This window comes from Pseudoalteromonas sp. BSi20480 (assembly GCF_000241365.1).
Taxonomy (GTDB): domain Bacteria; phylum Pseudomonadota; class Gammaproteobacteria; order Enterobacterales; family Alteromonadaceae; genus Pseudoalteromonas; species Pseudoalteromonas marina.
Genome location: NZ_BADX01000160.1, coordinates 1 through 22,669 on the forward strand (window position 1 = coordinate 1; position 22,669 = coordinate 22,669).

At 39.4% G+C, this 22,669-nt stretch carries 19 protein-coding genes and 3 pseudogenes; 13 read left to right on the forward strand and 9 right to left on the reverse strand.

Going from position 1 to position 22,669, the window contains the following annotated elements:
• Positions 1-45: 45 nt before the first annotated feature.
• The gene (locus tag P20480_RS02775) at positions 46-906 is read right to left on the reverse strand and encodes a mechanosensitive ion channel family protein (protein ID WP_006791430.1); all 861 of its coding nucleotides are present in this window, start codon (positions 904-906) and stop codon (positions 46-48) included.
• Between the two features lie 310 nt (positions 907-1,216).
• Here P20480_RS02775 and P20480_RS02770 point away from each other — a divergent pair, with 310 nt between their 5' ends.
• The 4 genes from P20480_RS02770 to P20480_RS02755 all read left to right on the forward strand — a co-directional run bounded on the left by P20480_RS02770 (position 1,217) and on the right by P20480_RS02755 (position 6,524).
• Positions 1,217-3,358, forward strand: a complete 2,142-nt coding sequence (locus tag P20480_RS02770) for a M3 family metallopeptidase (RefSeq protein WP_008132277.1) — start codon at positions 1,217-1,219, stop codon at positions 3,356-3,358.
• Positions 3,359-3,459: 101 nt separating this feature from the next.
• On the forward strand, positions 3,460-4,308 hold the full coding sequence (locus tag P20480_RS02765; protein WP_008132279.1) for a carboxylate/amino acid/amine transporter: 849 nt from the start codon (positions 3,460-3,462) through the stop codon (positions 4,306-4,308).
• A gap of 74 nt (positions 4,309-4,382) precedes the next feature.
• A complete protein-coding gene (locus P20480_RS02760; RefSeq protein ID WP_008132281.1) occupies positions 4,383-5,708 on the forward strand; it encodes a glycerophosphodiester phosphodiesterase family protein in 1,326 nt (441 codons plus the stop codon).
• Positions 5,709-5,789: 81 nt separating this feature from the next.
• Positions 5,790-6,524: a dienelactone hydrolase family protein gene (locus P20480_RS02755; protein ID WP_008132282.1), complete on the forward strand. Its 735-nt coding sequence runs from the start codon at positions 5,790-5,792 to the stop codon at positions 6,522-6,524.
• A gap of 19 nt (positions 6,525-6,543) precedes the next feature.
• Here P20480_RS02755 and P20480_RS02750 read toward each other — a convergent pair whose 3' ends face one another.
• The gene (locus P20480_RS02750; RefSeq protein ID WP_008132284.1) at positions 6,544-7,467 is read right to left on the reverse strand and encodes a LysR family transcriptional regulator; all 924 of its coding nucleotides are present in this window, start codon (positions 7,465-7,467) and stop codon (positions 6,544-6,546) included.
• 165 nt (positions 7,468-7,632) lie between these two features.
• Here P20480_RS02750 and P20480_RS02745 point away from each other — a divergent pair, with 165 nt between their 5' ends.
• From P20480_RS02745 to P20480_RS02725, 5 genes are all read left to right on the forward strand, one after another.
• Positions 7,633-8,316, forward strand: a complete 684-nt coding sequence (locus P20480_RS02745; RefSeq protein ID WP_006791436.1) for a type 1 glutamine amidotransferase domain-containing protein — start codon at positions 7,633-7,635, stop codon at positions 8,314-8,316.
• Between the two features lie 130 nt (positions 8,317-8,446).
• Positions 8,447-9,028, forward strand: a complete 582-nt coding sequence (locus P20480_RS02740) for a rhomboid family intramembrane serine protease (RefSeq protein WP_008132289.1) — start codon at positions 8,447-8,449, stop codon at positions 9,026-9,028.
• 41 nt (positions 9,029-9,069) lie between these two features.
• Complete coding sequence (gene yghU / locus P20480_RS02735) at positions 9,070-9,912, forward strand: glutathione-dependent disulfide-bond oxidoreductase (RefSeq protein WP_008132291.1); 843 nt, start codon at positions 9,070-9,072, stop codon at positions 9,910-9,912.
• Positions 9,913-10,071: 159 nt separating this feature from the next.
• Positions 10,072-11,373, forward strand: a complete 1,302-nt coding sequence (locus tag P20480_RS02730) for an MFS transporter (protein ID WP_008132293.1) — start codon at positions 10,072-10,074, stop codon at positions 11,371-11,373.
• Between the two features lie 223 nt (positions 11,374-11,596).
• On the forward strand, positions 11,597-12,844 hold the full coding sequence (locus P20480_RS02725; RefSeq protein WP_008132295.1) for an FG-GAP repeat domain-containing protein: 1,248 nt from the start codon (positions 11,597-11,599) through the stop codon (positions 12,842-12,844).
• A gap of 185 nt (positions 12,845-13,029) precedes the next feature.
• Here the strand turns inward: P20480_RS02725 and P20480_RS02720 are convergent, their stop codons facing one another.
• Both P20480_RS02720 and P20480_RS02715 read right to left on the reverse strand, forming a co-directional pair.
• Positions 13,030-13,485 carry a hypothetical protein gene (locus P20480_RS02720; RefSeq protein ID WP_008132298.1) on the reverse strand — a complete coding sequence of 152 codons (456 nt, stop codon included), beginning with the start codon at positions 13,483-13,485 and terminating at the stop codon, positions 13,030-13,032.
• Between the two features lie 12 nt (positions 13,486-13,497).
• Complete coding sequence (locus P20480_RS02715) at positions 13,498-13,773, reverse strand: EF-hand domain-containing protein (RefSeq protein ID WP_008132299.1); 276 nt, start codon at positions 13,771-13,773, stop codon at positions 13,498-13,500.
• A 292-nt stretch (positions 13,774-14,065) separates the two neighbouring features.
• On the opposite strand from P20480_RS02715, the gene P20480_RS02710 reads away from it, so the two are divergent.
• Positions 14,066-14,920 (forward strand): PA4780 family RIO1-like protein kinase, encoded by an 855-nt coding sequence (locus P20480_RS02710; RefSeq protein ID WP_008132303.1) that lies wholly within the window; start codon positions 14,066-14,068, stop codon positions 14,918-14,920.
• 33 nt (positions 14,921-14,953) lie between these two features.
• Here P20480_RS02710 and P20480_RS02705 read toward each other — a convergent pair.
• The 4 genes and pseudogenes from P20480_RS02705 to P20480_RS02695 form a co-directional block, all read right to left on the reverse strand.
• Positions 14,954-15,626 (reverse strand): annotated as a pseudogene (locus P20480_RS02705) (response regulator).
• Between the two features lie 74 nt (positions 15,627-15,700).
• A pseudogene (locus tag P20480_RS18735) lies at positions 15,701-17,142 on the reverse strand (ATP-binding protein).
• A 141-nt stretch (positions 17,143-17,283) separates the two neighbouring features.
• Complete coding sequence (locus P20480_RS02700; RefSeq protein ID WP_008132313.1) at positions 17,284-19,209, reverse strand: alpha/beta hydrolase family protein; 1,926 nt, start codon at positions 19,207-19,209, stop codon at positions 17,284-17,286.
• A 43-nt stretch (positions 19,210-19,252) separates the two neighbouring features.
• Complete coding sequence (locus P20480_RS02695; protein ID WP_008132315.1) at positions 19,253-19,861, reverse strand: flavin reductase family protein; 609 nt, start codon at positions 19,859-19,861, stop codon at positions 19,253-19,255.
• A 184-nt stretch (positions 19,862-20,045) separates the two neighbouring features.
• On the opposite strand from P20480_RS02695, the gene P20480_RS02690 reads away from it, so the two are divergent.
• From P20480_RS02690 to P20480_RS02685, 3 genes and pseudogenes are all read left to right on the forward strand, one after another.
• Entirely contained in the window at positions 20,046-21,575 is a 1,530-nt protein-coding gene (locus P20480_RS02690; protein ID WP_008132316.1) for a cryptochrome/deoxyribodipyrimidine photo-lyase family protein, read from the forward strand.
• Positions 21,576-21,577: 2 nt separating this feature from the next.
• Positions 21,578-21,716 (forward strand): annotated as a pseudogene (locus P20480_RS19320) (DUF2256 domain-containing protein).
• 129 nt (positions 21,717-21,845) lie between these two features.
• Entirely contained in the window at positions 21,846-22,283 is a 438-nt protein-coding gene (locus tag P20480_RS02685) for an OsmC family protein (protein WP_008132319.1), read from the forward strand.
• Positions 22,284-22,352: 69 nt separating this feature from the next.
• On the opposite strand, the gene P20480_RS02680 is transcribed toward P20480_RS02685, so the two are convergent.
• Complete coding sequence (locus P20480_RS02680; protein ID WP_008132321.1) at positions 22,353-22,532, reverse strand: 2TM domain-containing protein; 180 nt, start codon at positions 22,530-22,532, stop codon at positions 22,353-22,355.
• Between the last annotated feature and the right edge of the window lie 137 nt (positions 22,533-22,669).

Below are 22,669 nucleotides of genomic sequence, written 5' to 3' on the forward strand. Positions count from 1 at the left end.
CTAAGGTGAAAAACCGCACTCGGCGGTTTTTTCCTCAATGCTTTATCACGTTCGTTTTAAGGCTATTTCTCCATCTATGTGAATGTCTCGTTGAGGGAACGCAATCACTACATTATTTTGCTCAAATACATCGTACAGACTAAAGCGAATATCACTGCGCACGGTTCTAAGCATGGTTTCAGATTCAGCACATACCCAAAAAACAGCGTTAAAAACTAATGAGCTATCGGCAAAGTCGTCAAATAGCACTGCCGATTTTGGTGTTTTTAAAATCGCTTTATGCTCATCAAGCACCTGTTGGATGAGTTTTTTAACTAAAACTACATCCGATCCATAAGCAACACCTACGCTTACCGACGAGCGTGCATTCCCATCAATTAACGTCCAGTTTGTTACGGTGTTTTCTAATAATTGGCTGTTGGGGATCAACATATGTACGCCATCATTTCGACGAATCCGCGTTGAACGTGTATTAATAGTTTCGACGACGCCTTTTGCACTGCCTACTTCTAAAAAGTCACCTATTCGAATAGGACGCTCCCACATTAATATCCAACCGCTTATAAAATTATTAATTATATTTTGCGCACCAAACCCCACACCTATTGCAATAGCACCCGATACAAATGCAAAAGCCGTCAATGGAATATTTAATACTTCTAGCGAGGTAAAAACTAAAATGGCGATACTTAAAATAAAATAAATACGCGTAAATAAATGAACAGCATCTTGGCTTATTTTCTTGGCGAGTAAAGTTCTTTTTATTAACTTACCAATGTGTGTCACCACAAACCACATTGCAAATAAAATAAGTGGTACCTGAATTATTTTTGCCACTGTGAGTTGTATATCGTTGTAACTAAATACAACAAAAGAAAGGATTTCGTTTATTTGTTCTAAATTCATTTATTTTCCAATCAGGGGGTCTTTAATATTATTATAGAGTGAATGTGTTTTAATTAACTAACTTTAGCACGCCACAATGCAATTTAACTGACTTTAAAAATTGCACTTTGTTATTTTGCAGTACTTGTGCCACCAAAAAACAAACAACAAAAGCTACTTTTACCTATCTAAACATCTATTTTTAGCTAATTTGCGTTTAAATCCTGCATAATCTCGATAAACTTTATTGTATATAAATCAAAATTTGGTAAGTTAAGTGGGTTTTTCGACTCGAAAAGCCTATCCCGGCTAATCTTTCTATGGAGTTATTATGCGTAAAACCCTAATCGCCACTACAATTGCTAGTGCATTATTACTATCTGCCTGTTCAGAAAATAAATCAGAAACACAAACAATGGCAAAAGAAAGCGCAGCACAAGTGCAAGACGTAAACGCAAGCAATGTGTTATTCAAACCAAGTCCTTTACAATACATGGCACCTGAGTTTGATAAATTTGGTACTAAAGATTACGAAGCTGTATTCGACGCGGGTATTGCAGAGCATACAGCTCAAATTCAAGCAATTGCTAATAACCCAGAGCCAGCAACATTTAAAAACACATTAGTTGAAATGGAACTATCTGGTGAGTTATTGAACCGTGTATCAACGGCATTTTATAACTTATCGGGCTTAATTTCAGATGACGAATACCAGCGCATTAGTAAAAAAATGGCGCCAGTATTATCGGCTCACTCTGATGACATTTATTTAAACGGTGCTTTATTTGAGCGCGTTCAAACAATCTACGATAACCAAGCAGCACTAAGCGCTGAAGATCAACGCCTTGTTGACTTTTACTACAAGCAGTTTGTAAAAGCCGGTGCTAAATTAAGTGACGAAGAAAAAGCAAAAATGCGCGAAATTAACGCAAAGCTTGCCGAGCTTTCTACTGCGTTTTCGCAAAACGTTTTAAAATCGTTTAAAGAAGATGTGATTGTTGTTACTGACAAGTCTAAACTTGCAGGCCTTTCTGAGGGTGAAATTGCAGGCCTAGCAGCTGCAGCTAAAAAAGCAGGCAAAGAAGGTTACATGATCACGCTTGTGAACACCACGCAACAGCCTATTTTATCAAGCCTTGAAAACCGCGAGTTACGTGAGCAAATTTTTACTGCCTCAGCAAACCGTGCAGCACAAACAAATGGCCCTATCATCATTGAAGAAACAAACTTACGCGCACAAAAAGCAGAGCTTTTAGGCTACAAAGATTGGGCTTCGTATGTAATGACCTCGCGTATGGCGCAAACAACTGAAAATGTATACGGCATTTTAGATGACCTTGCCCCTAAAGCAGTTGAAAAAGCAAAAATTGAAGCAGCAGCTATCCAAAAAGTAATTAATGATTCGGGCGAAAGCTTCGAACTTAAACCTTGGGATTGGGCATTTTACGCTGAAAAAGTACGTGCTGAAAAATACGACCTAGACCCTGCGTTAGTTAAACCTTACTTTGAAATGAGCTCAGTAATTAACGATGGTTTATTCTTTGCGATGAATAAACTATACGGTATTACGTTCAAAGAACGTCAAGACTTACCGGTTTACCACGAAGATGTAACCGTTTATGAAGTATTCAACGCTGACGGCAGTGCAATTGGTTTATTTTACATGGACCCATACGCACGTGAAGGCAAGCGTGGCGGCGCATGGATGAGTGCATACGTAAGCCAAAGCGGCTTAAAAGGCACTAAACCTGTTATTTATAACGCGCAAAATATTCCAAAGCCTGCTGAAGGCGAGCCAACGCTTATGACCTTTGACGAAGTGTCGACTATGTTCCATGAATTTGGTCATGCGGCTCACGGTTTATTCTCAGATGTTAAATACCCAAGCCTTGCTGGCACTGCAACAGCGCGTGACTTTGTTGAATTTCCATCTCAAGCACATGAAGATTGGATGATTGAGCCTAGCGTACTTGCAAATTACGCTAAGCACTACAAAACAGGTGAGCCAATTCCACAAGCATTGCTTGATAAAGTATTAGCATCGCAAAAATTCAACCAAGGTTTTGGTACGACTGAATATTTAGCGGCTGCTTTACTGGATATGGAATGGCATTCATTTGGTTCAGATAAGAAAATCAATGATGTTCAAGAGTTTGAAAACGCAGCGCTAAAAGCTCATGGTATTGATTACTACCCTGTACCACCGCGTTATAAATCAAACTACTTTAGCCATACATTTGCCGGCGGTTACTCTGCGGGTTACTACGCATACCTTTGGACTGAAGTATTTGCAGCCGATGCATTTGCACACATGGAAAACAACGGTGGTTTAACACGTGAAAACGGCGACAACTTCCGTAAAGAAATCTTATCAAAAGGTAATAGCCGTGACTTAATGCAAAGCTACATTGAGTTTAGAGGTCAAAAACCAACAACCGACGCACTACTTAAGCGCCGTGGTTTAGTAGAATAATAACTTAACTTATTATTTTTAATATAAAAGCCCGCTTGCGGGCTTTTATTGTTTATACCTTAATTTATAACAGATAAACTTAGCCAATTAGTTATTACACAATGATGGTTATGGGCTATTTATTTGCAGTGACCCTGCTTTGGGCATTTTCGTTTAGTTTAATTGGCGTATATTTAGCTGGGCACGTTGATGCATGGTTTAGCGTATTAATCCGTGTTGCGCTAGCTACATTGGTATTTTTACCGTTTATCAAACGCCTTCCTCCCGCCACCGCAATCAGGCTTATGTTGATAGGCGCTGTGCAACTTGGGGTTATGTACAGTTTTTACTACCACTCATTTTTGTTTTTAAGCGTCCCTGAAGTATTGCTTTTTACGGTTATGACGCCGCTCTATATTACTTTATTAAACGATACCCTTAACAAACAGTTTAATCCGCAATTTTTTATTGTTGCCTTAATTGCCGTGCTGGGTGCGGTAGCAATTCGTTATGAAAATCTCAACAATGACTTTTGGCTAGGGCTGTTGCTTGTACAAGGAGCCAATTTAAGTTTTGCAACTGGGCAAGTTACTTACAAACGGTTAATGCAAGGCAAGCAGCTTGACGACAAGGCGGCATTTAGCTGGTTTTTTATTGGCGCTCTCATTGTTGCAGGCTTATGTTACGCATTATTTGGTAACCCGAGCAAACTGCCAAGCACAAATACACAATGGGGGATTTTAATTTATTTAGGGATAGTGGCCTCTGGCTTGGGTTATTTTTTATGGAATAAAGGCGCAACGCTTGTCAATGTTGGGGCGTTGGCGGTCATGAATAACTTACTCATCCCTGCCGGTATTATTGTTAATATTGTTATTTGGAATAGAGATGCCGATATTTTTAGGCTAAGTATTGGTGCAGCAATAATGCTTTTAGCGTTAGTGGTTAATCAAATAATGGCGAAAAAATAAGTTCACTTTTCTGTCGTTGAATTGTCATTAAGAGTTACTAAGGTAGTGCAACTTTTATTTTTTAAGGATAAACAATGAAGCGTATTACCTTATCTGCCAGTTGCCTTCTAATTGCTGCACTTACCGGTTGTGACGATGAAGTTAAAGTAGTCGAAAAAGACGTTTTAGTAACTAACACTGAAGTTGAAATTGTAGAAGTACCCACGCCAGTCGTTGTAGAAGTTGCCCAAGGTAGCAATGTTCAACTTGGCACACGCCCTGATTATTTAATTAACGACATGGCGCCAAGCGAGTTAAAAACACAATTAGCATCATGCCAAGATGGCCCATTTTATACAACAGACTTTTCAATTGGGCATCGCGGTGCGCCAATGCAATACCCTGAACATACTAAAGAATCTTATATTGCAGCAGCGCGAATGGGCGCAGGTATAGTAGAGTGCGATGTAACGTTTACAAACGATAAAGAACTAGTGTGTCGCCACTCACAATGTGACTTACATACCACCACTAATATTTTAGCTATCCCAGAACTTGCCGCCAAATGCAGTGTGCCATTTACCCCAGCCAATCCAAATACCGGGACTCCCGCTTCAGCAAAGTGCTGTACAAGCGATATTAGCCTGAGCGAATTTTTAACCCTTGAAGGAAAAATGGATGGTGCGAATCCTAAAGCCACCACAGTGGCAGAATACCTTGACGGCACCCCAAATTGGCGTACCGATTTATACTCAAAAACAGGAACGCTATTAACCCACAAGCAAAGTATTGAGTTATTTAAAGAGTTGGGTGTAAAAATGACCCCAGAGCTTAAGTCGCCTCAAGTTAGCATGCCTTTTGATGGTATGAGCCAAGAACAATACGCACAAAAAATGCTTGATGAATACACGCAATTAGATGTTCCCGCAAATCAGGTATACCCACAATCGTTTAATTTAGACGATGTAAAATATTGGATTAACACCAACCCTGAATTTGCAGGTCAAAGTGTTTATTTAGATGGTCGCGATAGTGAAGCTGGTTTTGACCCGAGCAATCCAGCAACATGGCAACCAAGCATGGCTGAACTGGTTGCTGACGACGTTAAAATACTTGCGCCTCCCATTTGGATGATGCTTACCATCGATAACGATAACAATATTGTTCCTTCACAATACGCAATTGACGCAAAAGCGGCAGGTTTGAAGCTCATAGCATGGAGCCTTGAGCGCTCAGGGCCGCTAAATGAAGGGGGTGGTTATTATTATCAGTCAATTGCTGATGTAATCAATAACGATGGCGATATGATGACTGTAGTTGATGTGTTAGCAAAACAAGTGGGTGTAATGGGTATATTTTCTGATTGGCCGGCCACGGTAAGCTACTACGCAAGCTGTAATAAAATGCCAGCTAGCATTTAAAAACGCATTTCAGCGGTCGTTTATTCTGCTGCGCTCAGTTACCATAAAGAAATTACCAAACCTTTTTAACTGAGCGCTTTTATGATCATCCAACAACATAATACCGACTTACCAACGCCAACAGGCCTAATGCGAACCACAGTGTATCGTCCACAAGCCGATGGGCAGTTTCCTGCCATTGTTTTTTATTCTGAGATTTTTCAGCAAACGGCTCCTATTGCTCGAAGTGCTGCACTTTTGGCAAGCCATGGTTTTGTTGTACTCGTGCCTGAGGTATTTCATGAGTTAAACCCTATCGGGACTGTACTTGCTTACGATGATGCAGGTAAAGACAAAGGCAATGCGGATAAGTGGAAAAAACCGCTTGAGCATCATGATAGCGACACACAAACATTAATCGATTTTGTAAAATCGCAGCAGTATTGCTCAGGTTCAGTGGGGGCGATGGGTGTATGTATTGGCGGACATTTAGCTTACAGAGCTGCACTTAATCCCCAAATTAAAGCAGCGTTTTGCTTATACGCAACGGATATTCACAGCAATACATTACCAGCTCAAGAAGGAAACAATTCATTTGAGCGCATGGCCGATATACAAGGTGAAATACATTTTATTTGGGGTAAACAAGACCCTCATGTACCACAAGAAGGCCGCAGTAAAATTTATCAGCAATGTGTAACGACAGGCATTAACTACCAGTGGCAAGAAGTTAACGCGCAACATGCCTTTATGCGTGATGAAGGTGAGCGATACGACGGCGCATTGGCAATCGCAATGTACCAACAAGCCGTGGCGCTTTTTAATCGCACTTTATAAACACTTTAAGAACGTCTTACTAAGTACTTTTCAGCATACCCAGCGCGGTATGCTGCTTTACAAAGTACGCTTTTAAATAATCAATAAATAACCTAAGCTTTTTAGAGCCTGTAGCACCTGGCGGAAACACCCCGTAAAGCTCAATATCTTTAGTTTTGTAATCGTCTAATATGATCTCTAGTAGCCCAGCTTGCACCTTTGGCCAGGCATCATATAAGGGAATACGGCCAAGACCATGCCCTGCCTCTACAAATGCCGTGCGTGCTGCCGCATTATTTGTGCTTAAACCACCTTGCATTGTAATGTCGTGCTTTTTACCATCTTTTTGTAGCGTTAAAGTTTTACTCCCCAACTGATACACAACCCATTTATGCGCTTTTAAATCAGCTGGCGTTTTAGGTTTACCAAAATAGTTAAAGTAATCTGAAGAGCCACAAATACAGGTACTCATTGTGGTCAGTTTTGTCGCTTGTAAGTTTGAGTCACTTAACGCAACACCACGAATGGCAATATCAAAACCATTTTTTATTATATCTACTACGTCGTCGGTTAGCTGTAGGTCGATTTCAATTTTTGGATATTGGCGCTTAAACGTATTTATAGCGGGTACAATCAATTGCATACCCACATTAACGGGGCAACTCACTTTAAGTAAACCTTGCGGCTCGCTTTTTATATTCTCTATTTGTTGATTAGCGGCATTGGCTTGCTCAGTAATAACGCGACAACGCTCGTAGTACGCTATACCGGCCTCTGTAAGTGTCATCGTGCGAGTAGAGCGATTTAAAAGTGTAACTTCAAGCTGGGTTTCTAATTTTTTTAAATGATAGCTTGCCACAGCGCGTGTTAAACCTAATTGCTTAGCGGCGGCTGTTAAACTTCCCTGCTCTACAATTTGTGCAAACACCACCATACTTTTTAATTGCTCGAATGACACTTTCATGGCTTTTCCGCCTAGTTAAAATTCAACCCATTCATTGTATCAATTATTAAACCAATAAAGTCAAATTTATCATCGTTGTTTAAAGTAATTTAAATGCATATAGTAATAATACGAGTTTGGTGAATACCAAATACTAATTAACTCAATTATCGAAGGAATATAGTTATGGCTAAAAAAATACTTATGGTACTTACTTCACATGCGGATCTTGGTAACACAGGTGAAAAAACCGGTTTTTGGGTTGAAGAATTTGCAGCACCTTACTATGCATTTGTTGATGCTGGCGCTGAAGTGACACTTGCATCTCCTGCTGGTGGCCAACCGCCAATTGACCCTACAAGCACACTTGCTGATTTTCAAACCGATGCAACTAAACGTTACGATGCAGACAGCGCAGCACAAGCGCTAATGGCCAACACACATGCACTAAGCGAAGTAAACTCAAGTGATTACGACGCAGTATTTTACCCTGGCGGCCACGGCCCATTATGGGATTTAGTAGATAACACCGATTCTGTATCACTAATTGAAAGTTTTGTTAAAGAAGAAAAACCAGTTGCTGGCGTTTGTCACGCAAGTGCTGTGTTTTTAAATGTTAAAGATGCAGACGGCAACGCATTGGTAGCAGGTAAAAAAGTAACTGGTTTCACCAACAGTGAAGAAGAAGCTGTACAACTGACCGACGTAGTTCCTTTTTTAGTGGAAGACGAGCTAATCAAAAAAGGTGGCGATTACCAAAAAACTGAAGATTGGGGTGTACTTGCCCTAGAAGACGGTTTGCTGATTACGGGTCAAAACCCTGCAAGCTCAGAGCTTGCTGCTAAAAAACTATTAACTAAATTGGGTTAATAGCATTTAAATACTAAAGGCCAACGCGGCCTTAATTAAGCACAGCATTTGAGCTGTGCTTTTTATTTGCTTTTCATTACCAAATACAATTCCTATACTGGCAACTGTTTAAGGTCAATTAGGGAAATTTATGACAACCAAGCCTACGTCTCTGTCATTACTAACAACGACTCGCTTTGCTATATTTAGCATTGTCGCTGCTTGCTTTGTACTTCAAGTTATTAATAGCCTTCCTGGTATAAACCTTAATGGTTTAGGTATTTACCCGCGCAGCATACAAGGTTTAATAGGCATACTTTGCGCTCCCTTTTTACACGGTAGCTGGTGGCACTTTGCCAGTAACATGCTGCCTTTTGCGGTGCTCAGCTGGCTCATTTGTCAATACAGTGTTAAACGGTTCTACTCTGTATTTATTTTCACCGCACTTTTGGGCGGGTTATTAGTTTGGGCATTTGGCCGTAGTAGCCTTCATGTTGGTTTGAGCGGCGTAATATACGGGTTGTGGGGTTTTATTCTCTGCTATGGCGTGGTCAGGCGTTCGCTAAAATCAATCGTAATCGCTATCGTTGTTGCCATACTTTATAGCGGATTTATTTGGGGCGTATTGCCGCAACGCTTTCATATTTCGTTTGAAAGCCACTTATTCGGAGCCCTAAGCGGGTTGTTTTTAGGTTATAAATTAGCAAAAGCAGATAGACAAAAAGGTTTATAAAAAACTATTTTAAGTGAATCAATCTAACAGTGAGGTTATTTATGAGCGATACAAACAATTACACACCAGCCAAAGTGTGGACGTGGGAAAGTGAAAGTGGCGGTAAGTTTGCCAGTATTAATAGACCCATAGCTGGGGCAACTCATGACAAAACCTTGCCTATTGGCGAGCATTCATTTCAACTGTACTCGCTGGCAACGCCTAATGGCCAAAAAGCCGCTATTATGTTTGAAGAACTTTTAGAGCTTGGCCTTAATGATGCGCAATACGATGCTTATCTAATTAATATTGGCGAGGGAGATCAGTTTGGTTCTGACTTTGTTGATATTAATCCAAACTCAAAAATTCCTGCGTTACTCGATCACTCAACAACACCGCCAACTCGTGTATTTGAGTCTGGCTCTATTTTACAATATTTAGGTGAAAAGTTTGACGCACTTATACCCAAAAGCCTTGTAGCAAAAACCGAGTGCCGTAACTGGTTATTTTGGCAAATGGGCTCTGCACCCTACTTAGGTGGCGGTTTTGGCCACTTTTATAGCTATGCGCCAAGTAAAATGCAATACCCCATTGACCGCTTTACTATGGAAACCAAACGCCAACTCGATGTACTTAATCAGCATTTAAGCAATAACGACTATATGGCAGGTGATGAATATTCAATTGCCGACATTGCTATTTGGCCTTGGTATGGCTCACTTGTTTTAGGCGACTTGTACGATGCTGCTGAGTTTTTAGACGTTGCCTCTTATACGCATGTTGTTAGATGGGCCAAACAAATTGCTGAGCGTCCAGCGGTTAAAAGAGGTCGTCGTGTTAATCGCACATGGGGGCCCGAGGAAGAACAGTTAGCCGAGCGACATAGCGCAGACGACTTTAAATAAAGTACTAGAATGCATCAAAAAAGCCAGCTTAAATGCTGGTTTTTTATGTCCGCTATAAATATGGCGCTACTAAAATGATCACATTACCCTGCCTGAAAGTAGAATATTTAAACATATCAACCTAGTATAAATTTACTTACCTAAAAGCAGTGTAAAGCCGTGGTCAAACTAACAAAAGAGCAAATTTATAAGCGCCTTAACAATGAAGAAGATGCTAAAGCTTGCAAGGAAATTGATGAGTCTGCATGTAAAGAGGTGCCCGGTAACTTCATTACTTTATTACTAAGCCAGCTGTTTAGTAAGTTTGCAGACGCACTACTCAATCCCAAAGTTACGCTTCCCTGGTTAATGCATAGCTTAAACGTACCTGGCAGCTTTATAGCGTGGCTTGTGCCAATAAGGGAGTCTGGCTCTTTACTTCCGCAGTTGGCTATTGCCGATGTGATCCGCAAATTATCTGTTCGTAAATGGGTGTGGGTAATTGGCGCTATTGCGCAATCGATATGTATATTAGCCATGGTAGGCGTTGCTTTTGTATTAGAGGGAAAACAAGCAGGCTTCGCTATTTTAGGTTTGTTAATATTATTTAGTTTAGCACGAGGCTTTAATTCAGTAGCAGCAAAAGATGTACTGGGTAAAGTGATCCCCAAAAAACAGCGAGGCAATATTAGCGGCTTAGCGGCAAGTATTGCAGGTTTGGCAACCCTAACCTTTGGACTACTGATGTGGTTTTTTTCACAGCAGAAAGAACAAAACACAGTATTAATTGCCTTGGTATTGGGCGCAATAATGTGGATTGTGGCGGCCTTTTTTTATAGCCGCATAAATGAATACAAAGGGGCTACCGACGGTGGGAAAAACGGGCTACTGCATGCATTTACAAAACTTAAACTCCTTTACCAAGATAAGCAATTTGCCCACTTTGTTGTCACACGTGCTTTTTTATTGTGCTCAGCTTTAAGCGCGCCATTTTATATTATTTTAGCGAGTCGCCAATCGTTTGAGTTTTCGTTACTTGCAACATTTATTGCTGTATCGGGGTTAGCCAGTTTAGTGTCCGCGCCAATTTGGGGGCGATTAAGCGACCTATCAAGCCAACGAGTTTTAGTGCTTAGTGCCATGCTTGTAACTCTTAATGGCTTAACGGTATTTGTTATTGCAACGTGGTTTAACCATTTATTGAGTGCTTGGTGGCTGCTGCCTACGCTTTACTTTTTACTCTCTGTTGCTCACCAAGGTGTTCGCCTTGGCCGCAAAACGTATTTAGTCGATATGGCACAAGGAAACAAGCGCACCGACTATGTTGCAGTAAGTAACACGGTTATTGGCGTGCTTTTACTCCTGTTAGGCAGCATTGGATTACTTGAGAGCTTTTTATCTACCGCTGAACTTATTTTGCTCTACAGCCTGCTTGGTTTTTGTGGCGCCATTAGTGCATTATTTTTACCTAAAATAGAGTAACCCTAACCATATCAACTTGCACTAATACCTAAAACAGCTTACTTGATTAAACTGCACTGTGGACAATAAACCTATCTCTAGCAGATATGCTCAGCGCTTAGATTAATTAAGCTAACTAGCATAAACATTTTATTACAATTACTTACACCCTAACGTTAGTTTTTGCCGTAGGCTGAAAAGAGTTAAATATTCGCCTACTTAAAATTATACAAAGGGATTTACCATGTTAAAACCGTTTAGTGCATTACTTATATTGCTTGCACCTAGTACTTTATTAGCGCAAACCATGTCGATTAAAACCACTGAAGGGTTAGTAACAACCGACTCGACAACGTTATTTGCTTTTAACAAAGAGCTTAAGCAGCTAGAACGCATTGATTTACTATCAGCGCAAAACTCTCAGCTCGTTCTGCCTGACAATGCAATTGGTTTTGACGTGGCAACACTTGCTAATACAAATGATAAGCAAGCGCTTGTGGTAGCTAGCGATGGCATTTACAAAGCGGATAAAGAAAAACCTTCACTTTTATTTGCATATACATCAGTAATAAACCAGTTAGAAGTAACAGAGTTTGAAAAAATAAACTTTATCATTGATGCCAACAAAGATGGCCTGAGTGATATTTTGCTCCCAGACTTAAACCAAACAACCCTTTATATTCAAACTAACAACGGCCAATTTACCCCTCATACTTTTGAAAAAAAGACGCAGTTTACTGGTGATTTTTCAAAAGATGGTCTCACCCTTGAAGTTGATATTAATAACCAACCTACAATTACGGATTTTAATCACGACGGCCTAAATGACTTAGTGTTTTTAAATAAAAAAGGCGCCAATGTGCTTTACGCAAATACTAATGGTTACAACAAAGCCATGGCTGACGTTAATTTTAATATTGAGTTGGGCGAGCTTAGTAACGGTGAAAAACGCAAAATAAAGCAGCTTCTTGATATAAATAACGATGGCTATTTAGACTTTATTACCAAGCAATATAAGCCAGTGGAAGGTATGGATTCGCTCGATATTGACATAGCGCATAACCTTTATTTGGGTAATAAAACAGGGTTTAGTCAAACACCTATTAAATTGTTAAATACCAGCGGCCCTAGTCAGCTTGTATTTGAAACAGACTTTAATAACGATGGCTTAATAGACCTGCAAACAATGGACTTAGACATTGGCCTTGGCACTATTGCCTCTATGGCTATGGGCGGTGGTAAAACTGACGTAGATGTAGAAATGAATATTTATAAGCAACAAACCGATGGCTCATTTGCTAGTAAATCAAGTATAGAAATTGACCTTGAGATGGAAATAAATATGAGCAATGGCGATGCAACCCCACCCTTATACATAGGCGATATAAACGGGGATGACAAAACTGATGCGGTATATAAATACAGCAAAAAAACGCTCTATGTTTACTACGGCGAAGAGGACAATTTGCTTAACAAAAAGCGTAAAAAATAAAATTAACCCTACCTAAAAAAAGTAAAGATATTTTGTTAGTTGACATTAACCAAGACGGTAAAAAAGACTTTGTATTTAAATTTACCGAAGAAGATGGCACCAGTAAAATTAAAACCCGCTTAAACTAACCACCTACACAAAAAGCCCAGTATTACTGGGCTTTTAATGTCAGCTTTTACACATACTTACGCTTTAATACTGAGTAACGAATCAGATTCAGACAAGCCAAACTTTTCTTGAACAGCCGATAGTATAGCGTCTTTATCTTCATCGTTTATTTGGCTTGAATACTGCTCGAGTAATTCATCAAGGTAACTTACTACATCTTCTGTATTAACTTGCTCTAGTGAATTTTGTGGCGGTGGAGGCGGTCTTTGCCCTTCAGGTCGGCCAGCATCACCAATACTTTTAGCATCAAATTCAAGCTCGCTCATTAATTCTGCCAGCTCTTTAGTGGGTGAAATACCCTGCTCTTCAAACGCAGCTTGAATGCTCTTTGCATCTTCAGAGGTTAAGTTTTCGGGATCAAATTGCGCTAGCGTTTCTTTTACAAAATCACTTTGTTCTGATGTTAGCGATACTGCTTGGCTTTTTTGCTGCGGCATAAAATTAGTAGCGTTATTGTTTATTGAATTGATCATGTTAGTTTCCTTTCAACGTTCACGACGAGGCGGTTTATGTTCACTTAATTCTTGCTCGCTGATTTCCCCATTACCGTCAGCATCAATTTCATCAAAAATAGTCTGTGCGTCACCGTGAGGTGGCTTTTTAGTATTAAATTCATCAAAACTAATTGCACCATTGCCATCGGTGTCGAGAGTTGAAAAGTCTGGCTTAGGCGGTTTGTTATTACTTCCTTTTGCAGCAATATTGGCCGAAAAAACAATGCTAAGTAATACAATCATTGCCGTTGATGTTAAATGCTTCATAGTAATAACCTTATATTTAGGGCGTGTTGATACCGTAAACTTACACCTTAAAAACGCAAAAAATGTGCAAATAATAAGGAAGTATTAAATAATTTAAAAAATTGATGTGTTCTAGGGCGTTCTGGTTGCTCAATTTACAATCAGCAGATAAGCTAACGCAAGCATGTGTAAATGCGCGTAATACTGCCCTTAATTCTCAAAGCTGATATACTGCTTGAGCATATAAAACAACTAATTACAGAGCACTTTCTTAAATAATGATTAATAACCAACTCCACTTAGCAGGCAAGCTGTGAAAACACCAAAACGCTTACAACCCCTTATCGATGACGGTTTAATTGACGAAGTACTTAGCCGACTAATGAGCGGTAAAGAAGCCGATGTATTTGTAGTTCGCTGTGGTGAACACATTCGGTGTGCAAAGGTTTATAAAGATGCTGTTAAACGCAGTTTTAAAAAAGCCGCACAATACCAAGAAGGCCGAAAAGTTCGCGGTGGTCGCCAAGCTCGCGCAATGGGAAAACGCTCAAGTTACGGGCGCCAGTTAGAAGAAGAGATTTGGCAAAATGCTGAGGTTGATGCTCTTTCTCGTTTAGCTAGAGCCGGTGTGCGTGTACCCGATACATATTTTTGTGTTGATGGTGTTTTACTTATGGAGCTTGTGTCTGACAGCGAAGGCGATGTTGCGCCGCAGCTAGGCCATGTAAGTATGAGTAAAGAGGAAGCTATAAAACAACATACACTGATGATGCATTACATTATGCTTATGCTGTGCGCGGGTATTATTCATGGAGACTTATCAGAGTTTAACGTGCTTGTTGACGATAAAGGCCCTGTGATCATTGATTTACCGCAAGCTGTAAATGCGTCCGCTAACAATAGCGCTGAAGCCATGTTTGCTCGTGACGTAAACAACATGCGTCGTTACTATAGTGAGTTTGCACCTGAGTTGTTAAATACCCAATACGCTAAAGAAATGTGGGCGCTATTTGAAGAGGCAAAACTTACACCTAATTCTATACTCACCGGTGAATTTGAAGATGACAGCGAAGAAGCTGACGTTGATTCAGTACTAGACGAGATACAAGCTGCAGCCGATGAAGAGCAAGAGCGACTAGCGCGCATTAACTTTTCAGACGAAGAATAAAACGCCAACGTTTTTGTTAATCGCTTTGTTCCCTTATTGCGGGTGTACAAAGCGATAACCTACCCCATAAACAGATTGAATCACACTCTCTGTTTTAGTTAATTCATCCAGTCTTTTTACGCAATTTTTTTATGTGGCTGTCAATCGTTCTATGACTCACAATACGCTGATCGGTGTACATGGTATCCATTAAGCTATCTCGTGAATAAATTCTACTTGGGTTATTAAACAAAGGTTTAAACAACTGAAACTCAAAGTTAGTTAGCTCGATGTCGTTATCTTGGTATTTTACTTTATAGGTGGTTTCATCTAATTGCATTACCGATGTTTGTACTGCTGAAACGTTGAGACGCCTTAAAATAGCTTTTACCCGCGCAACCAACTCTGCGTAACTAAACGGCTTACAAATATAATCATCTGCGCCTAACTCAAGCCCTAGCAAGCGATCTATCTCTTCTACTTTGGCCGATACCATAATAATAGGCACATTGGAAAAACGCCTAATCGCTTTACATAATTCGATTCCGCTTTGACCTGGTAACATTACGTCTAGCAAAATAAGGTTTGGCCTATTAATTTCAAGCCATGGAAGTACGTCATTCCCATGGTGTATTTGATGAGTATTAAAATGATGATTCATTAAAAAATCACTCATTAAATTAGATAATTTTTCTTCATCTTCAACTATTAAAATGTGTTCACTCATTGGCACCTCTATTCGTAACGTAAATTCAAACCACTTAATAAAGTAGGCAATTTAAAGATTAGGTTTAAACATTGTTAAATGGTTGGCAGGCGTATAATAATAGCTAAACCACCTAGGTCCGCTTTTTCTGCGACTATCTCACCGTTATGACCCTCAACTATATGTTTACAGATTGATAAACCAAGGCCTGAACCACCTTCTTGGCGGTTACGCGCACCATCAACTCGATACAGGTATTCAAACAAATGCGCTAAATGTGAAGACTCTACCCCAACTCCATTATCCTCAATACTCAGCTCAATAAATGACTGCCCTTTTTTACTTATGTTTTTAGCAGTTATTGAAATAGTCGTGCACTGAGCATAATGAACTGCATTCATTAAAATATTATCAAACAACTGCAGTAGCCGTGTTTTATCAGCCTCAACATTGGCGTATTGAGCACTATTTAATAGATAAAGTTTGATTGTATGCTGCTCAAATATAACCTGATATTTTTGCTCGATTGTATTTAACAGTATTGTTAAATCGGTTGGCTGCATGGTGTAATGCATCCCCCCTAATTCGGCACTATTTAGCATATGTAAATCATCTATTAGGCGCTTTAAATGCATCGCCTCATCATTAGCTGAACTAATATTTTTGGTATTAGGCTCACGTACCCCAAGTAACATTGCTTCAAGTTCACCCAGCAAAATACTCATTGGTGTTCTTAATTCGTGAGAAATATTAGCTAACCAGCGTTTACGTACTTGCTCATCTTTAGCTAGTGTAAAGGCCAGTGTATTAAAATCTTCACTTAATTGGCCTAATTCGTCTTTTCTATCAAGAGTCAGCTTAGTAGTGAAGTGACCTTGCGTAAGCTGATGCATCCCGGTTGCTATTTTTTTACCGGGCTTACTAAATGCCGTGATAGTAAAAAAGTTAACAGCAACGTAAATAATGCAGCAGCTATAGCAATAAACCATAAGTAGTCTGTTTGCTGTTCTAAAAAATCAAGCTCGTAGCCATCAACCAAATTATCTCTTTTTGAAACAGCTAAATAACCAATGACTATATTGTTAACAGTAATTGGCGTATTGATATAGGTGAGTTCATCGAGATAACGCCCTCTTATCGGTTGCTTATTTTTATCAAGTAACGCGTAATGAGCAATATCGTTTGGTCTGGGAGGGCCTTTCATATCAAAACGACCGCGTTCAGGTGGTGGTGGCCTCATTGACCGGCCTCTAGGACTTGGGCGTTCTGCAAATTCAGAAAATTGGCTGCTTTGTAACTCGGCTTCAACAAGGCGTCTAAAGCTTTTATTGTCACGGATGACTTCGTCCCACGAGGCACTGCTTTCATATTGCTTTGCGAGCTTTGTTACAAGCGGCTCAAGTGCTTTTATTTCTTTTGCATTCACATAATCAATAACACCTTGGCCTATGCTCCATTGTATGAGCACCACCAGCCCCGCAATAATGCTAAAGGTAAAGCTAAACAAAATTAAAAAAAGTTTATTGTGAATTTTCATGGGGAAGCGTTCACCTTAAAATTAAACCGCCACTTATAACTTGGCCATATTTAAATAAGTTTAACAACTAAACGTGCAAACAATGTGCACCTACTTAAAAAAATTGTACAAAAAAGGCGACCTAAGTCGCCTTTGTATTGTTTAGTTTTTTAAATGTTTATCAAAAAAATCTAAAAAAGCCTGCAGCGTTTTAACGCGATGTGCCTGATGCGATAAATAATGATCGCCATCTTCTAACTCAATATAAGTAACGTCTTTATTTTCATCGTCTAATTCATCTTCCATTTCCCGGCTATGGTAAACAGGCACTACACTGTCATCACTGCCATGAACTAATAATATAGGTCGGTTAATCTGCTTTGCATACGTTACAGGAGAGTTAGCTTCTAGCATATCGTCGTCTGTACCAAACTGCTTTCTGACTATTTCTTTATTGGTAAAGTAACGCGCTTTAAAAACAAGGTGTTCTAAATCACTTACGCCTGCAAAACTGGCAGCACATTTAAATGTTTCAGGGTGCTTAACAACCGCCATTAACGCTGCATAACCACCATAACTTGCGCCACCAATACAAATTTTTTCAGGTTGTGCAATACCTTGTTCAATAAGCCAATTGGCGCCATCTTGTAAATCGTCTTGCATGGCTAAACCAAAACCCTGAATAGATTGCATTAAAAACTCATAACCATATCCGCTTGAGCCTCTAAAGTTTGGCTGTAATACAGCGTAACCATGATAAGCCAATAATGCAGTCCAATAATCAAAGTTAGCGTAATCTCGCGCCATTGGACCACCATGCGGAAATATTATAGTGGGTAATTTATCGCCCTTTTTATACCCTACAGGCAACGTTAAATAACCTTCAATGGTTAATCCATCTCGCGCTTTATAACTAATGCGTTCTTTACCGCCGTATACTGTTTCATCAATTTGCGGATAGGCATCGGCAATGGCGCTGACCTGATTTTTTGTTCTGTCTCCTAATAAATAACTACCTGACGACTTTGCTGAACTAACGCAAAGTATGTATTTTTGTTGATCTTTAGTGGTGCTTAAAATATCAATATCGTAGTCGTCTTTAGGAAGCGATACTCTTAAAGAGCGGTGAAGTTTATCTAAATCTGCATCCCAGTAGTTTACCCCGTCCCCTATGTGAGAATCAGTAAACCCTGCAACCTCACCTGTTTTGCTAGAATAAAAAATAGAACCATCAAAGTCGTATTTATCATTGCTGTAAATTAACTCGCGCTCTTTGGTAGTTAGGTTAAGTCTAAACAATGCATCTCGTCCGTTGTGCAAAGCCGAGATATATAAAAGGTTAGGGTTTTTATCAAACCCTAATATAGAAATACTTTGCTCACTAAATACTTCGTAATCAAATAACGTGTCCCAGTCTCCGGTCTCAGCATTAAGTAATTCATAAGTAAATTGTGTTTCGTCCATTTTTTTAGCTATACGAACATTACCTTGCCTGTCGGCAAACCAATCTGTTACGTTATTGCGCTGTCTTTGTACTTTACTTTTGCGCAATGTATTAAGATCTAGCTCGTATACAGCAGGGTTATTTGGCACTGTAAAATCACCCTGTACCAAAATTTTATCTTCTTGTTCTGGTAGAAAGCTCACTATACGGTCTGCAAATTGTGGCTGACGCTCATCTCGAGAAGGGACAGCTCTAAACGCTAATTTAATCCCATCTTTATTTGTGAGATTGTACGAGTACAAAAGTGTAGATGTATATTTAGCCCCGCCAAATTGGTACTTAATAAACCTAGCACCCAGCAAAATAACGTTATCATTAGCCCAGCTATACCAATCAAAAAATACAGTGCGGTTGTCTGCATTTAAAATTGCTTTTGTATCTCCTGTTTTGAGATTTTTAACCATTAACACTAAGGTGCCTTTGTGGTTTCGAACAAAAGAAAGGTTCTCACCATTGGGAGATAGTTTAATTTGGCTAAAGTCTTTTAAGCCCGCAAAGGCTTCTATTGGCAATTTTTTATCTTGTGCGGCGAGAGCATTAAAGCTAATAAGAGTGATCAATGCAGCTGCAATAAGTTTACGCATCAAAAGTCCTTTTATTTTTATGTTTTTAAATCAGGTCCGTATTCTATAACTGAGGGCGCTTAAGAACAAATTTATCTTTTGTCGTACTAAAGTAATCGCCACCCATTTTCCCTACAGCCTCTAATCGAGCAGGATCAATATAACCGTTTACTAATATTTCATCATCAACACATATACCAACAATATCCAATAACATCATTTTTCCGCCACCGGCTTTTTCTGAAACCGTAATTACATCACGCAAGGTACATTCATAGCGAACTTTAGAAGCCTCTACACTTGGCGGGCTCACTAATAAACTTGGCGCCTGTTGTATATTTGCTTCATCAAACTCGCTTACGTTATTAGGGTAATTGGCACAGCTTTGGTTCATTTGTTCAACTAAGCTATGGCTAACAATATTGACCACGCACTCTTTAGTAGCCAGTAAATTAGTTAACGTGTCTTTGTTAGCGTGATCACGCGGATTTACCTGAGTAACACTTAATACAGGAGGATTACAGCTTGCTACGGTAAAAAATGAGTACGGAGCAATGTTCGCAATCCCTTTTTCGCTTAACGTGCTGATCCATGCAATGGGGCGCGGGCTTATACCGCCCACTAAATATGAATATACATTGTGATCAGCATTACTAGTTAAATCTAAAAACATATTTTTCCTTATTCTTATTAAAACTAAATCGCAATTTAAAACCTTTACGTACTAACAACTTTAACTTTTTATTTTAGTGCGTTTTTTGTAGCTAACAGTACCCGTTAATAAAAATGCAAACGCAATAAAACACCAAATAACGTGAACATTAATATACTAATTTAAGCTAAGAGTCGTAAATTAAATGCGTGAAAAAATAAATATAGTGTGGTTTAAACGCGATTTACGCTTGAGCGATCATCAGCCATTAAAAAGTGCGTTTGATACTGGCCTACCTACCTTACTAATGTACAACTTTGAACCACTTCTGCTTGAGGATGCTCATTATAATGAACGACACTGGCGCTTTGTGTACCAGTCTATTGTTGATTTAAACTCTCAATTAGCGCGCTTTAATGCAAAGGTGTATATATTCAATGAAAACATGCAAACTCTGCTTCAAAAGCTTAATGAGCAGTTTGAAATATCACATATTTTTAGCCACCAAGAAATAGGGCTAAATAATACCTTTGAACGCGATTTAGCAATTAAAGCTTGGTGCCACCATAACCATATTAACTGGCAAGAGTCGCCAACAGGCGCTGTTATTCGTGGTAAAAAAAACCGTGACAATTGGAACGAACGCTGGCAAAAAACAATGCAGGCTCCGCTTGCTATACCCAATTGGAAGAATGTTAATACCGTCAAACTTAAAAATTATAACAATCCAGAATTACCTGAAACTTACACTCAAGATGATGACAATTTTCAGCAGGGCGGCCCGCTTCATGCAAGAGAAGTTATGCAAAGTTTTTTTACCCAACGCGGTAAAGGCTATCAAAAAGGAATATCTAGCCCTAGCTTAAGCCGCACCCATTGCTCTAGACTATCGCCATATTTAGCATGGGGAAATATAAGCCTTAGGCAAGTTTATCAAACTGCGATAGACGCTTATCATTCAAACCATCCCGATAAAAAAGGTTGGAAGCGCCCGCTTGCAGCTTTTGTATCTCGTTTGCATTGGCATTGCCACTTTATGCAAAAATTTGAAAGCGAATGCACTATGGAGTTTAAAGCATTAAACCCGGGCTATCATTCATTTCCGTATCGTACCGATAAACATGTAAAGCATGATATTGAGCGTTGGGCGCAGGGGCAAACAGGCGTGCCTATAATAGATGCATGCATGCGCTGTTTAAAGGCCACAGGTTATATTAACTTTAGAATGCGCGCTATGTTGGTGAGCTTTGTAACACACCATTTAAATATAAGCTGGCAGCAAGCAAGCTTTCCATTAGCTAATTATTTTTTAGACTTTGAACCGGGTATTCATTATCCGCAAATTCAAATGCAGGCATCGGTTACGGGTATTAATACCATTCGCCATTACAACCCGATAAAACAATCGGAAGATCAGGACCCAACCGGCGCCTTTATAAAAAAGTGGTGCCCTGAACTTGAAAAGCTCCCTATTGAATACTTACACGAGCCGTGGGAGCAAACACCAATGGAAGCGCTTTTTAACGATTTTAAACTGGGTGAAGATTACCCCGAGCCTATGCTTGATTTAACACTCGCCTCAAAAGACGCCCGCGAGCGATTATGGCAATACCGAGATCGTCCTGAAGTTAAACGTGCCATAGGAAAAATACTTAGAAAGCATGTTGCAATCACACCAAACACAAGCAAAGTAAAAAATAAAAACACCGCTAAAAATAACACTCAGGTTAAGTAACTATGGCGCATAAAAAACTAAACCTACCGCAGAAAATTTGCCCTATCTGTAATAAACCGTTTGCGTGGCGTAAAAAATAGGCAACGAGATTGGGACAATGTCATTTATTGCTCAGAGCGGTGTAAACGAAATAAAAAGTAGATTGCAATTTACTGGCGTCTATTTTGTCAACATCATCTGAAATTAATTGTTTTTCGGTTTTATTTAAGCTTTTTGTTAAATAAAAGCTTACCTAATCTGAAAAACTTACATTTAAACAAGGAGAAGATGATGACGATTAAAAAAACGGCAAACTCAACCTGGTCTGGCGATATTAAAACAGGCAAAGGCAGTATTTCAACGCAAAGTGGTGCACTTGATAAACAGCCGTACGGCTTTAATACCCGTTTTGAAGATGAGCCAGGCTCAAACCCTGAGGAGCTAGTAGGTGCCGCACACAGTGCTTGTTTTAGCATGGCGCTGTCGCTTGCATTAGGTGATGCTGGTTTTACAGCAGATAAAATTGATACCAAAGCAACGGTAAGCCTTGATGAAGTAGACGATGGCTTTGCAGTGACGCATATAGCACTTGAAGTAAAAGCACGTATTAGTGACATAGCTAATGAGCAGTTTCAGGCCTTATGTGAGCAAACTAAAAAAGGCTGCCCTATCTCAAAGCTGCTTAATACCGAAATTTCACTTAATGCAACACTCGATAACGCCTCATAACCGACTCATAGTTATTTTCAATAATATGCAACTTAAGCCAAGTAAGTTTTTCACTTGGCTTTGCATTCATTAGCCAACCCTTTTTAAGTTGTTTAAATCTAGTAAATCGTTAAGTAGTGCAATCCCCATACCCAACGCAGGCCAAACTACCCATAAATAATTTGGCGAGGTAATTAAATTAATGACTGTTAACAATGCTAATACAGCTAAATAACGCTTTAGATTTTCAAAAAATGTTGATGTATTCATATTTACTCTCCTCTTTGTGTATAGGGTTATTTTTAAGCATAAACAAAACAAATACAGCTGTTAAAAGTCACTCAATATTATGACAAGTGTCATTAATTAGGGCTTACTTATTAGTTACTTCTTACTACTTAAAATAT

Bases quoted from the DNA above. Each gene is read 5' to 3' on its own strand.
- P20480_RS02775 (WP_006791430.1), bottom strand. From the start codon at position 906: ATGAATTTAGAACAAATAAACGAAATCCTTTCTTTTGTTGTATTTAGT.
- P20480_RS02770 (WP_008132277.1), top strand. From the start codon at position 1,217: ATGCGTAAAACCCTAATCGCCACTACAATTGCTAGTGCATTATTACTA.
- P20480_RS02765 (WP_008132279.1), top strand. From the start codon at position 3,460: ATGATGGTTATGGGCTATTTATTTGCAGTGACCCTGCTTTGGGCATTT.
- P20480_RS02760 (WP_008132281.1), top strand. From the start codon at position 4,383: ATGAAGCGTATTACCTTATCTGCCAGTTGCCTTCTAATTGCTGCACTT.
- P20480_RS02755 (WP_008132282.1), top strand. From the start codon at position 5,790: ATGATCATCCAACAACATAATACCGACTTACCAACGCCAACAGGCCTA.
- P20480_RS02750 (WP_008132284.1), bottom strand. From the start codon at position 7,467: ATGAAAGTGTCATTCGAGCAATTAAAAAGTATGGTGGTGTTTGCACAA.
- P20480_RS02745 (WP_006791436.1), top strand. From the start codon at position 7,633: ATGGCTAAAAAAATACTTATGGTACTTACTTCACATGCGGATCTTGGT.
- P20480_RS02740 (WP_008132289.1), top strand. From the start codon at position 8,447: ATGACAACCAAGCCTACGTCTCTGTCATTACTAACAACGACTCGCTTT.
- yghU (WP_008132291.1), top strand. From the start codon at position 9,070: ATGAGCGATACAAACAATTACACACCAGCCAAAGTGTGGACGTGGGAA.
- P20480_RS02725 (WP_008132295.1), top strand. From the start codon at position 11,597: ATGTTAAAACCGTTTAGTGCATTACTTATATTGCTTGCACCTAGTACT.
- P20480_RS02720 (WP_008132298.1), bottom strand. From the start codon at position 13,485: ATGATCAATTCAATAAACAATAACGCTACTAATTTTATGCCGCAGCAA.
- P20480_RS02715 (WP_008132299.1), bottom strand. From the start codon at position 13,773: ATGAAGCATTTAACATCAACGGCAATGATTGTATTACTTAGCATTGTT.
- P20480_RS02700 (WP_008132313.1), bottom strand. From the start codon at position 19,209: ATGCGTAAACTTATTGCAGCTGCATTGATCACTCTTATTAGCTTTAAT.
- P20480_RS02695 (WP_008132315.1), bottom strand. From the start codon at position 19,861: ATGTTTTTAGATTTAACTAGTAATGCTGATCACAATGTATATTCATAT.
- P20480_RS02690 (WP_008132316.1), top strand. From the start codon at position 20,046: ATGCGTGAAAAAATAAATATAGTGTGGTTTAAACGCGATTTACGCTTG.
- P20480_RS02685 (WP_008132319.1), top strand. From the start codon at position 21,846: ATGACGATTAAAAAAACGGCAAACTCAACCTGGTCTGGCGATATTAAA.
- P20480_RS02680 (WP_008132321.1), bottom strand. From the start codon at position 22,532: ATGAATACATCAACATTTTTTGAAAATCTAAAGCGTTATTTAGCTGTA.